General features: G+C 72.3%; 9 protein-coding genes. 4 read left to right on the top strand and 5 right to left on the bottom strand.

Going from position 1 to position 11,986, the window contains the following annotated elements:
• Positions 1-9: 9 nt before the first annotated feature.
• Entirely contained in the window at positions 10-1,233 is a 1,224-nt protein-coding gene (locus QQZ13_RS02490; RefSeq protein WP_284527542.1) for a phosphotransferase, read from the bottom strand.
• Between the two features lie 64 nt (positions 1,234-1,297).
• Between QQZ13_RS02490 and nudC the strand changes: the two genes are divergently transcribed.
• Together nudC and QQZ13_RS02480 are read left to right on the top strand one after the other, a co-directional pair.
• Positions 1,298-2,203: an NAD(+) diphosphatase gene (gene nudC / locus QQZ13_RS02485; RefSeq protein ID WP_284527541.1), complete on the top strand. Its 906-nt coding sequence runs from the start codon at positions 1,298-1,300 to the stop codon at positions 2,201-2,203.
• Positions 2,200-3,930, top strand: a complete 1,731-nt coding sequence (locus QQZ13_RS02480) for an ATP-dependent helicase (RefSeq protein ID WP_284527540.1) — start codon at positions 2,200-2,202, stop codon at positions 3,928-3,930. Before nudC ends, QQZ13_RS02480 begins: the two co-directional genes overlap by 4 nt.
• A gap of 804 nt (positions 3,931-4,734) precedes the next feature.
• Here the strand turns inward: QQZ13_RS02480 and QQZ13_RS02475 are convergent.
• Positions 4,735-6,180: a zinc-dependent metalloprotease gene (locus QQZ13_RS02475; protein WP_284527539.1), complete on the bottom strand. Its 1,446-nt coding sequence runs from the start codon at positions 6,178-6,180 to the stop codon at positions 4,735-4,737.
• Between the two features lie 124 nt (positions 6,181-6,304).
• On the opposite strand from QQZ13_RS02475, the gene QQZ13_RS02470 reads away from it, so the two are divergent.
• Positions 6,305-7,423: a PDZ domain-containing protein gene (locus tag QQZ13_RS02470; protein ID WP_284527538.1), complete on the top strand. Its 1,119-nt coding sequence runs from the start codon at positions 6,305-6,307 to the stop codon at positions 7,421-7,423.
• 86 nt (positions 7,424-7,509) lie between these two features.
• Complete coding sequence (locus QQZ13_RS02465; protein ID WP_284527537.1) at positions 7,510-10,410, top strand: UPF0182 family protein; 2,901 nt, start codon at positions 7,510-7,512, stop codon at positions 10,408-10,410.
• A gap of 42 nt (positions 10,411-10,452) precedes the next feature.
• On the opposite strand, the gene QQZ13_RS02460 is transcribed toward QQZ13_RS02465, so the two are convergent.
• Genes QQZ13_RS02460 through QQZ13_RS02450 form a run of 3 tightly spaced genes read right to left on the bottom strand, consistent with a single transcriptional unit; the run spans position 10,453 to position 11,986 of the window.
• The gene (locus QQZ13_RS02460; protein ID WP_284527536.1) at positions 10,453-11,322 is read right to left on the bottom strand and encodes a prenyltransferase; all 870 of its coding nucleotides are present in this window, start codon (positions 11,320-11,322) and stop codon (positions 10,453-10,455) included.
• Entirely contained in the window at positions 11,319-11,660 is a 342-nt protein-coding gene (locus QQZ13_RS02455) for a lycopene cyclase domain-containing protein (RefSeq protein WP_284527535.1), read from the bottom strand. The genes QQZ13_RS02460 and QQZ13_RS02455 overlap by 4 nt, the downstream gene beginning before the upstream one ends.
• Positions 11,657-11,986, bottom strand: a complete 330-nt coding sequence (locus QQZ13_RS02450) for a lycopene cyclase domain-containing protein (protein ID WP_284527534.1) — start codon at positions 11,984-11,986, stop codon at positions 11,657-11,659. Before QQZ13_RS02450 ends, QQZ13_RS02455 begins: the two co-directional genes overlap by 4 nt.

Raw genomic sequence — 11,986 nt, 5'->3', positions numbered from 1 at the left:
GTGCTGCGGTCAGGCCGTCTCGGTCCAGCGCCGGAGCGCGTTGCGCGCCGCCTGGTCGGGGTCGTCGGCGTCGGCGTGCTCCGAGGGGAGCTGCGGCGACCACTCGGACAGCTCGATCGGAGCGGTCTCCTCCTCCGTGACGCCGGTGCCGCTCGTCGCCGCCTCGGCGGGGTGATCGCTCGTGTACTCCCCGAGCGCCTCGGCGTCGTAGGTGTCGGTCTGCATCGAGGTGTCCACGGCCGCGGCCTCGGGCACCCGTCCGAACGCGGCGATGGCGTCGTCGACGGTGACGGCTTCCTGCGCGAGGGGCGGCGCATCGCGCACGCTCTCGTCGAGGGCGTCGAGCAGCGCGACCGCGTCGGCGACGACGCCGTCCGCGCCTTCGGCGTGTCCGTGCACGAGCCACGATGCGAACTCCAGCTCGGCGTGGAGGCGCGCCCGCTCCCAGAGGGCGCCGTCGACGGCGCGGTGGGACGCCTCGGCGTAGGCGTCGAGCACGTCGACGCGGGCATCGGGTCCGGAGGCGAGCCAGCGCAGGTCGACGGCGGGGTCGCCGACGGCGAGTCCGCCCCAGTGAAGCAGACCCGTGATCGTCGGGACGCCCTCGGCGTCGTCCTCGAAGAGGAACGAGGCGGGGTCGACGCCGCCGAGGATCACCGTCGTCTCGAAGTGCCAGAGCGCGTCGGCGGCGATCGCCGCGCTCCAGCGGCGCAGCAGGCCGAAGGGGAGAAGGCCGGTGGCCTCGGCGCGATCGAGCAGTCGCTCGGCCTCGGCGCGCACCCGGGTCGCGTCGAGCACCGGGAGCCCGGCGTCGCGGACGACGGAGGCCGGCAGGTCGTGGACGGTCGCGATCGCGGCGCCGAGCGCGGTCGCCACGCCCGGTCCGGGAGGGACCTGCGCCGCATCGACCCGGTATCCCGGCAGCCAGGTCTGCACGACGACGGCGCTGCCGCCGAGGACCGTGTCGCCGAGGACGGCGGGAGCAGTGAACGGCACCACCGCCCGCACGCCGGCGGTGAGAGCGGCGAGGGCGCGGGCCTCGGCGCGCAGGTCGCGGTCGGCGTCGGCGTCGACGGGCACGCGGACCACCACGCGGCGGCCGTCGTCGAGCGCGGCGACGGCGCTGTCGTAGCGTCCGGCGGCGCCTTCGGTCAACGAGGCGACGCCCACGACTCCCGCGCGAGGAAGGGCGGCCGTCACCGACGCGGCTAGAGTGAGAGGTGAGCGTGCCATGCCCCCCAGGGTAGGCGGGGCACGTCCCGGTGCCTTCGCGCCACGCCCGCAAGAGAGGTCCTCGATGACGCCGACGGACGCCCCGAAGCTGCCCCCGCTGGCACGCGCGAGCTTCGACCGCGCGGCCGACGAGCGCGCCGAGCCGGGGATCGTCGAGCGCCTCCGGGGCCGCTCCGACACCCGGGTCCTCGTCGTGCGCGGCGACACCGCGCCCCTGTCCGAGGACGGGACGCTCGCCTTGTCCGCCCCCGCCGAGGTCGGTGCCGGAGCCGTCTGGGCCTTCCTCGGCCGCACGACCGACGGCACGGCGGTGCTCGTCGCGGCCGTCGACGCCGAGGCGGACGCACCGGTCGCCGCGTCGACGTGGGGCTCGCTGCGCGTCGTCGGCGGCGACCTCCCCGCCGAGCAGGCCGCCCTCTTCGTCGGCGCGCTCGCTCTCGGCCGCTGGCTGATCGACGCCGCCTACTGCCCTCGCTGCGGCGGGACGACCACGCTGCGATCGGGCGGCTGGGCGCGCTCGTGCACGGTGTGCGGACGCGAGCACTTCCCGCGCACCGATCCGGCGGTGATCGTCGCGGTCACCGACGAGCCCGGCGAACGCCTGCTGCTCGGCAAGAACGCCGTGTGGGCCGAGCGCAACATGTACTCGACCTTCGCGGGGTTCGTCGAGGCGGGGGAGTCCCTCGAATCGGCGATCCTGCGGGAGATCGAGGAGGAGGCGGGCGTGCACCTCACCGACCTGCGGTACCGGGGCTCTCAGTCCTGGCCGTACCCGCGCTCGCTCATGCTCGGCTTCCACGCCGTCGCCGCCGACCCGGACCGTGCGCGCCCCGACGGCGAGGAGATCGTCGACGTCAGGTGGTTCACCCGGGCCGAACTCGTCGCCGCCTTCGCCGGCGAGGGCGAGGTCCGCCTCCCCGGACGCGCGTCGATCGCCCACCGGCTCATCCGCGACTGGGTCGAGGCGTGAGCGGCGACCCTCTCGACGTCCGCGACCCCCTCGACGCCCTCGACGGGGCGCAGCGGGAGGCCGCGTCCGTCCTGCGGGGCCCGGTCTGCGTGCTGGCGGGCGCGGGGACGGGCAAGACGCGGGTGATCACGCACCGCATCGCGCACGGCGTCGACACGGGGGCCTACTCGCCCGCGCGCGTCATGGCGGTCACGTTCACCGCGAAGGCCGCGGGCGAGATGCGCGGCCGCCTGCGCGCGCTGGGAGTCGAGGGCGTCGCGGCGCGGACGTTCCACGCCGCCGCACTGGCCCAGCTGAACCACTTCTGGCCGCAGGTCGCCGGCGACACGGCGCCCACCATCCTCTCCGGCAAGGTCCGGGTGCTGGGGCAGGCCGCCGACGCGCTCGGGCTCAACCTGGACGGCGCGACCCTGCGCGATGTGGCCGCCCGGATCGAATGGCGCAAGGTCACGATGCGCTCCATCGAGCAGGCGGCGCGAGACCGCCCCGATGCGATCGGGCGCGTGGACGTGCAGGCGATGGCCGACCTCCAGCGGGCGTACGAGAAGATCAAGGACGAGCGGCGCCAGCTCGACTTCGAGGACGTGCTGCTGGCCTGCGCGGGCATGCTCGAATCCGAGCCGCGGGTGGCCGCGCAGGTGCGCGAGCAGTACCGGCACTTCACGGTGGACGAGTTCCAGGACGTGTCGCCGCTGCAGAACCGGCTGCTCGAGCTCTGGCTCGGCGACCGCCGCGACCTGTGCGTGGTCGGCGACGCCAGCCAGACCGTGTACTCCTTCGCCGGCGCCGATCCGCGCTTCCTGCTCGGCTTCGAGGAGCGCTACGCCGACGCGAAGGTCGTGAGGCTGGAGCGCAACTACCGCTCGGATCCGGCGATCCTCGACGTGGCCAACGAGCTCATGCGCGGCAGGCCGGGCGCACTCCATCTCCACTCGGACGCCGCGCGCGGCGAGACTCCGGTCGTCACGGCGTACGCCGACGACGCGACGGAGGCGCAGGGGATCGCCGGCCGGATCGCCACGCAGCTGTCGGCCGGGGCCGATCCGAGCGACATCGCCGTGCTGTATCGCGCCAATGCGCAGTCCGCGGCACTGCTGTCGGCTCTCGCCGCGCGCGGGATCCCCGCGACGGTGCTCGGCGGCACGCGGTTCTTCGATCTCCCCGAGGTCCGCCAGGCGCTCCTCGCCCTCCGCGGCGCGTCCGTCGCACCCACCGACAGCGGCTTCGTCGCCGCCGTCCGCGATGTGCTGCGCTCCCTCGGCCTCACCGATGAGCCGCCGCCGGCGGGCGGCGCGCTGCGGGAGGCGTGGGAGGCGCGCGCCGCTCTGCTGCGGCTGGCCGAGGACGCCCCCGCCGACATGACCCTCCGCCGCTTCACCGACACCCTGCAGGCCCGCGCGAAGGACCAGCACGAGCTCGCGCTGCGCACCGTGACGCTGGCGACGCTCCACGCCGCCAAGGGGCTCGAGTGGGACCACGTGCACCTGGCCGGCATGTCCGAAGGGCTTCTGCCGATCTCGTACGCCACGAGCTTCACGGAGATCGACGAGGAGCGGAGACTGGCCTACGTGGGGGTCACGCGGGCCGCGCGTACGCTGTCGCTGTCGTGGTCGCAGACGAGCGGTCACCGAGAGCGTCAGCGGTCGCGGTTCCTTCAGGAGATCGGCACAGGCACCGTGCGTGCGGCCGATGGGCGCGCCACCTCCGCCGGGCGCTCGCGGCGCTGACCGACACGGACATCGACGACGTCTGCGCCGGAGTGCGCAGCAGACGGGCGGCCAGGAGCGCCGCTTCGAGCAGGAGCGCGGGCTCGGTGGGCAGCGGCGGTCTCGCCAGCAGCTGTGCGGCCAGCAGCGGCCATCCCGCGTCCGCCTCCCGCCGGTGGGCATGCAGGCAGGCGAGGCAGCCGGTGCGGCCGGGGACGACGAGCGGTCCGATGTCGACGCGGTCGCCCGACAGCTCGATGGGCAGGTGGGTGACGTCGGCCGAGGCGAGCTGCGCCGCCCGCCGGGGGTCCACCAGCCGGTGGGCGACGACGGCGACGGGAAGCCGGTGGTCGTCGGTCGGCCAGCGACGGACGGCCGCGACGCGCACTCCCGCGTCGCGCAGCGCCTCCTCGAGCGTCGCGGCCTCGAGCCGGTCGAAGTCCGGCGGCAGCTCCAGCACCACATCGGGACCGGCCTCGGCCCGGGAGATCAGAGCCGGACGGATGTCGTCGAGGAACCGCTCCACGTCGCGGGGGGCAGCGCCCAACCCGGCCGCGAGACGCCCCACCATCGCATCGGGCACCCCCGACTGGAGCGCATCGATCAACCGCTCCTGCCATGGTGTGACGTCGTCGATCCGCGCGACGGCGTCGGCGCCGAACTGCACCGAGGTCGGCGTGCGCCACAGGGGCACGTGAGAGGGGGCGAGCCGCAGCATGGCCCGATTCTGCGGGTCGCCCGAACCCGCCGGGCCGACTGTCCACATCAGGCGGAGACCGGGCGGGACCGGCGATCGTGGGGAGGAGCCGCAGCGGCGGCCCACGCTCAGACCGGGCGGGGGTCCTCCGGCGCGTCCGTCCCGTCGTCCGTCTGCGCGTCGCCTTCCGGTCCGGCGGGGGAGTCGGGGGAGAGCCCCTCGGATCCGTCGGCTGCCGCGGCCAGCAGGGCGTCGAGGGCGTCGTCCATGGCGTCGCGCTCGGGCGCGTCTCCGCGCGCGGCCGCCTGCAGCCGCGCGATGAGCGCGGCCGGGTCGTCGATGTCCTCGGCCGAGGGCATGAGGTCGGGATAGTCCCACAGTCCGTCGCGCCCGGCCGTGCCCACCGCGTCGGTCACCGCGCGCCACATCGCGGCCGCCTCGCGCAGTCGGCGCGGACGCAGCTCGAGGCCGACGAGCGAGCCCATGGCCCGCTCCGCGGGACCGCCCACGGCCCGGCGGCGCCGGACCGCCTCGGCGATGCGGTCGGCGGCGGGAAGCCGCTCGGTGGCGTCCGCGGTCACGACGTCGACCCAGCCCTCGATGGTCGCGAGCAGGTTCTCGAGGCGCGTCAGGGCCGCCGTCTGGGCCTCGGATCGTGCGGGCAGCAGTGCTCCGGACTCGAGGGCCTGGCGCAGCTCCTCGGGCGAGGACGGGTCGAACCGCGAGGCGAGCTCCTCGAGCGCGTCGGTGTCGACGTGCAGGCCCCGCGCGAACTCCGTGACCTGCGAGATCACATGCAGTCGCAGCCATTTGGCGTGGCGGAACAGGCGGGCGTGGGCGAGCTCGCGCGTGGCCAGGTAGAGAGCGAGCTGCTCGTCGTCGATCTCGAGGTCGCGCCCGAAGTCGGCGAAGTTCTGCGGCAGGATCGCCGCCTCGCCGTCGGGCAGGAGCGGGATCCCAACGTCGCCGCCGGACACGACCTCCTGCGAGAGGGCGCCGACCACGGCGCCCAGCTGCGCGGCGAACAGCGAGCCGCCCACCGTGCGCATGAGCCGCCCGGCGCCGGCGGCCATGTCCTTCATCTCCTCGGGGAGCTGCGTGCCGATGGCCTCGGTCATCGCGTCGGCGATGGAGGTCGCCACCGGTTCGGCGAGCTCCTGCCAGACGGGCAGCGTCGCTTCCACCCACTGTCCCCGCGTCAGAGCGCGCGGCGCGGTGGCCAGTTCCGAGATGGTCGTCGCCTCGCTCAGCCACAGGGTGGCCAGCGCGAAGGCGTGATCGAAGTCCTGCCGGTCGCCGCTCGAGATGCCCAGACCGTCCTTGTTGGCCAGGTGGAGGGCCTGCGTGCGCGCAGCGGCCCAGTCGATCCCCCCGTCGCCGCCGGCGGCGAACGCGCCCTGGAGCTGTCGGATGACCTGCTGCATCATCGCCGGGTCCAGACCGAGGCCGCGCAGCTGCTCGAACTGGGCGGGATCGATGCCGCCCGGTCCGCTCGGGAAACCGCCCTGGCCGCCGAGGAGGTTGCGCAGCAGCTCGGCGAAGTCGTCGGGATCGGGTCGGTCGTCGTCGGTCATGTCAGGCGCCTTTCAGCAGGATGATGACATCGCGTTCTACGCTAGTCGCACGTGTTCGACGCCCGTCCGGCTCGAGGGCGTCTCGTGTACGCCGGCCGCGAACGTCCGGCCAGGAAGGTCTGACGTGGCACTGTTCGATGAGCGCGACGACGTCGTGCCCGCTCCCCGTCGACGACTGCCGCGCTCGGCGGTCGCCGGCATCTGGGCCCTCACCGTCGCGCTGCTCGCGCTGCTGGCGCTGACGGTCCTGCCGACGTCGTTCGTCGTGCAGCAGCCCGGCCCGGTGTTCAACACGCTCGGCACGGCGAAGGACGCCGACGGGGCCGAGGTGCCCCTGATCTCCGTGTCGGGCGCCGAGACGTTCCCGACGGCGGGGTCGCTGGACCTCCTGACGGTGCAGGTGGTCGGCAACCGCGACCGCACGCCGTCGTGGTTCGAGCTGGCCATGGCCTGGTTCGATCCCTCGCGAGCCGTGCTGCCGATCGAGGACGTCTTCCCGCCCGATCAGACCACCGAGGAGCGCAACGAGCAGAGCGCCGCCATGATGGTGGACTCGCAGAAGGAGGCCACCGCCGCCGCGCTGACCGAGCTCGGCTACGACGTGCAGCCGATGGTGCGCGTCTATGCGCTGACGGAGGACTCGGCGGCGCAGGGGATCCTCGAACCCGATGACATCATCCGGCAGGCCGGCGGCGTCGACATCGCCGACACCGAGGCGCTGCGCGCGGTCATCAACGAGGGCGGCGGATCGCCGGTCTCCCTGGTCATCGAGCGGAACGGACGCGAGGAGACGGTCGAGGTGACGCCGCGCCAGGCCGACGTCGACGGTCAGACGCTCTGGCTCATCGGCGTGACCACGCTCCACGACTACGTCTTCCCGATCGACGTCACCATCCAGCTCGATAACGTCGGCGGCCCGAGTGCGGGCATGATGTTCGCGCTGGGCATCATCGACACCCTCAGCGAGGGGGAGCTCAACGGCGGCGAGGACATCGCGGGCACCGGGACGATCGACTCGGCCGGCACCGTGGGACCGATCGGCGGCATCCGGCAGAAGCTCTACGGCGCCGTCGACGCCGGGGCGGACTACTTCCTCGCGCCCGAGAGCAACTGCGACGAGGTCGTGGGGCACGTTCCGGCAGGGCTGCGCGTGTTCTCCGTGGCGACGCTCGACGACGCGCTCACGGTGCTCGAGACGCTGCGCGACGGCGGCGATCTGGACGCCCTGCCCGGCTGCGAGTGAACCGGGCCGGTCGACGGGTCGTTCCTGGGAGAGATCGAGGAATCTCCACGGCGTCCACCCAGAAAGGGCGCGCCTAGGATGGAGGGGTGACCACGACCTCAGCGCCGAACCAGGCCACGCCCAACCCGCTCCGTCGCGCCATCGGCATCACCCTGGCGGTGATCGCCGCCCTGGTGGTGGCCTTCTTCACGTTCGCGAGCCTGTTCGCCGACTGGCTGTGGTACGAGCAGCTGGGCTTCGACGGCGTGCTGGTCACGCAGTGGACGGCGCGCGTGGTCATGTTCCTGGTCGGCTTCGCCGCGATGGCGGTGCCCGTCTTCATCGCGATCCAGCTGGCCTACCGCCTCCGGCCCGTCTACGCGCGACTCACCTCTCAGCTCGACCACTATCAGGAGGTCGTCGAGCCGCTGCGCCGGCTCGCCATGTGGGGCATCCCCGTCTTCTTCGGCTTCTTCGCCGGCTTCGCCGCGTCGGCCCAGTGGGAGACCGTCTGGCTGTGGATGAACCGCGTCGCCACCGGTGACGCCGACCCCCAGTTCGGGCTGGACACGAGCTTCTACCTGTTCGAGCTGCCGTTCTACACGTCGCTGCTCGGCTTCGCCTCAGCGGTGCTGCTGGTGTGCCTGGCCGTCTCGGCCGTGGTCGCCTACCTGTACGGCGCCGTCCGCGTGGGACAGCGGGAGCTGCGGATCTCCAAGTCGGCGCGCATCCAGCTCGCCGTCCTCGCGGGGCTCTACCTCGCGGTGCAGGCCGTCAGCCTCTGGCTCGACCGCTACAAGACGCTGCTGTCCGAGGGCGAGCGGATCACCGGCGCCGGCTACACCGACGTGCACGCGATCATCCCCGGGCTGGCGATCCTGTCGATCGTCGCGGCGATCGTCGCGGCCCTGTTCTTCGTGACGGCGATCATCGGCCGCTGGCGCTTCCCGCTGATCGCGACGGGACTGCTGATCGTCTCGTCGCTGGTCGTCGGCGTCGCCTACCCGTGGTTCGTCAACCAGTTCCAGGTGATCCCGAACCAGGAGCGCCTGGAGAGCACGTACTACCAGCGCAACATCGACGCCACGAAGAAGGCGTACGGCATCGACGGGCTGGAGAAGATCGGCTACGACGCGGTGACCACGGTGGAGTCCGGTCAGCTGCGCGAGGACGCCGAGACGACCTCGTCCATCCGGATCATGGACCCCGCGATCATCCCGCCCACGGTGCGCCAGCTCGAGCAGTACCGCTCGTACTACCAGTTCTCCGAAGCCCTCGACGTCGACCGCTACGAGATCGACGGCGAGTCCCAGGACACCGTCATGGCCGTCCGCGAGCTCAACCTCGGTCAGCTCGGTCAGGCCGCGTCCTGGTACAACACGACCCTCGTGTACACCCACGGCTACGGCATGGTCGCCGCCAAGGGCAACGACCGCACCGCCGACGGCAACCCCGTCTTCCTCGAGCGCGGCATCCCCACCTCGGGCGTCCTCTCGTCGCAGGAGGAGTACGAGCCGCGGATCTACTTCGGCGAGTCCTCGCCGACATACTCGATCGTCGGCGCCCCCGAGGGCACCGAGGACATCGAGCTCGACTACCCGCGCGGCACCGACGAGGGCGCCGCCCAGACCAAGACGACGTTCACCGGTGACGGCGGGCCGACCATCGGCGGCATCTTCAACCGCCTGATCTACGCACTCAAGTTCCAGTCGACCGACATCCTCTTCTCGGATGCCGTCAACGAGGAGTCGCAGATCCTCTACGACCGCAACCCCGTCGACCGCGTGCAGAAGGCGGCGCCCTACCTCGAGCTCGACAACGACCCGTACCCGTCGATCGTGGACGGCCGCATCGTCTGGATCGTCGACGGATACACCCTGAGCGCCAACTACCCGTACTCGTCGATCGTGAGCCTCCGCCAGGCGATCAGCGACACCACCACCAACGCGGCGCGGGTCGCGCTCGACGACGTCAACTACATCCGCAACTCGGTGAAGGCCACCGTCGACGCCTACGACGGCTCGGTCACCCTGTACGCCTGGGACGAGACCGACCCGCTGCTTCAGGCGTGGCAGAAGGTGTACCCGAGCACGCTGAAGCCGGTGTCGGAGATGTCGGCCGACCTGATGAGCCACGTCCGCTACCCGAGCGACCTCTTCAAGGTCCAGCGCGCCATGCTCGGCACCTACCACGTCGATGACGCGGCATCGTTCTACGCGCGCGACAACGCCTGGAAGACGCCCAACGACCCCGTCTCGCGCACCGAGGTGCTCCAGCCCCCGTACTACCTGACGATGCAGATGCCGGGGCAGGACGAGCCGACGTACTCCATGTTCACGTCGTTCATCCCCGCCTCCGAGGGCGAAGGGTCGCGGAACGTCCTCATGGGGTATCTGGCCGTCGATGCGAACGCCGGCTCCACCAAGGGCGTCAAGGGCGAGGGCTACGGCAAGCTGCGGATGCTGGAGATCAGCGCCGACGTGAGCGTGCCGGGTCCCGGCCAGGTGCAGAACACGTTCAACTCGGACCAGGAGATCTCCTCGCAGATCAACCTGCTCAAGCAGGGGCAGTCCGAGGTGCTCAACGGAAACCTGCTGACCCTCCCGGTCGGCGGCGGCTTGCTCTACGTCCAGCCGGTGTTCGTGCAGGCCTCCAGCGGCACCCAGCTGCCGGCGCTGCGGAAGATCCTGGTCGCCTTCGGTGACGAGGTCGCCTTCGAGGACACGCTGCAAGAGGCGCTCGACGCGATCTTCGAGGGCGACTCGGGAGCCAGCACCGGAGACGGCGACGTCACGCCGACGCCGACGCCCAGCGGCACGCCGGGCGAGGAGCCGACCGATCCCGGCGAGGGCACGGACGTCGCCATCCAGACCGCGCTCCGCGAGGCGCAGCAGGCGATGCTCGAGCGCGACGCGGCGCTGAAGGCGGGCGATCTCGCCGCCTTCGCCGTCGCCGACGACAAGTTGACCGCCGCCGTGGAGAAGCTCATCGCCCTGAGCGGCGACTGAGCGCCGATCGACCTCCGACCGGGTGGCCCGCCCTCTGGCGGGTCACCCCGTCAGGAACCACCACCAGATGAGGAGCAGCGTCACGGCGAAGCCCGTGAGCTGGTTGATCCACAGGAACCGTCGCCAGCCGGTCGTCGCTGCGGTGCACTCCTCGTCGGCCAGGCTCCGGTAGGGCCACACGGCGGCCAGGTACGGGAGCACGAGCACGGCCGCCAGCGGTCCCGGCCACGCGCTGCCGAGCATCGCGAGACCGGACAGCGCGTAGCACGCGAGGGCGAGACGCACCGTCGTGCGCGCGCCGAGCGCGGTCGCGATGGAGGCGATGCCCGCCTCGCGGTCGGCGACGATGTCCTGCACCGCGCCGAAGGCGTGCGAGGCGACGCCCCACAGGGCGAACGCCCCGATCACTGCGAGGAGCGGCCATGTCCAGGTGGCCGAGGCGAGCACCAGCCCGTACACCGCGGGCGAGAAGAAGTGGATGCTGCTGGTCACGGAGTCGGCGAAGGGCCGCTCCTTCAGGCGCAGCGGCGGAGCGGAGTAGAACACCACGAAGAAGAGGCTCACCGCGAGCACGCCCCAGGACGCCGGTGAGCCGACGGCCACGAGGTACACGACGAACGGAAGGCACGAGAGCGCGGAGGCCCAGAACGTCGTGCGGTGGAAGCGGCGGTCCAGCACCGATCCGTGCGCGCCGCCCTTGCGGGGGTTGCGGAGATCGGACTCGTAGTCGAAGACGTCGTTGATCCCGTACATCGCGAGGTTGTAGGGCACGAGGAAGAAGAGCGTGCCCACCACGAGCACGGCGTCGACCTCGCGGACGGTGAGCAGGTACGCGGCGGCGAAGGGGTAGGCCGTGTTGACCCAGCTGACAGGGCGCGAGGCGAGCAGGAGCTGCCGGACGGTGCCCGTCATGCCGCCGCCCGCCGCTCTCTTCCGGCGGGTGCCGCCGGCGCGCCCCGAGGCGTGAGGAGCGCGTGCACGGCGGGGACGAGGAAGGCCGCGCACACGGGATACGCGAAGTCCTCGACGGGGGCGAGCCCGATCCGCACGCCGCTGATGAGCTCCTCGGGGTAGGTGAACAGCCCCGCGGCGATCATCGCGTTGTCGAACACGGCCGTCAGCACGACGAGCACGGCGGCGGCGATGCCCGATGCGGCCATGCGCCGGCCGAAGCGGGGCCTGCGGAGCGTCGAGAGGGTCACTGCGGCCGTCACCAGGGCGAACGGGAGCACGATGAGCGCGTAGGTCACCGGTCCTCCCTTGCGGCCCGATCCTGCCGACGCCGCACGGCGGCGAACACGAGCAGGGCGAGGTAGCAGAGGAAGGCGAGGAAGACGGGCTCCTCGAGAGGAAGGTGCGGGGCCAGATCCACGCCCAGGAGCACCGGGCTGTCTCCCTTCACGAACACCCCGGTCGCGATCCCCACGGCATCCCAGGCGAGGAAGAAGGCGGTGCCGAGGGCGACGGCGGCAGCGGTGCGCCCCGGGGTCCACCAGAACGCGAGACGGAACCGCGCATCGAGCGCGACCAGTCCGGCCGCCGACACCACGAGGCACAGGAGATACAGGCCGGGCAC

Source organism: Microbacterium sp. T2.11-28 (assembly GCF_950097975.1).
Taxonomy (GTDB): domain Bacteria; phylum Actinomycetota; class Actinomycetes; order Actinomycetales; family Microbacteriaceae; genus Microbacterium.
Note: the sequence above shows the minus strand (reverse complement) of the source record. Positions and strands in the feature narration are given on the sequence as shown.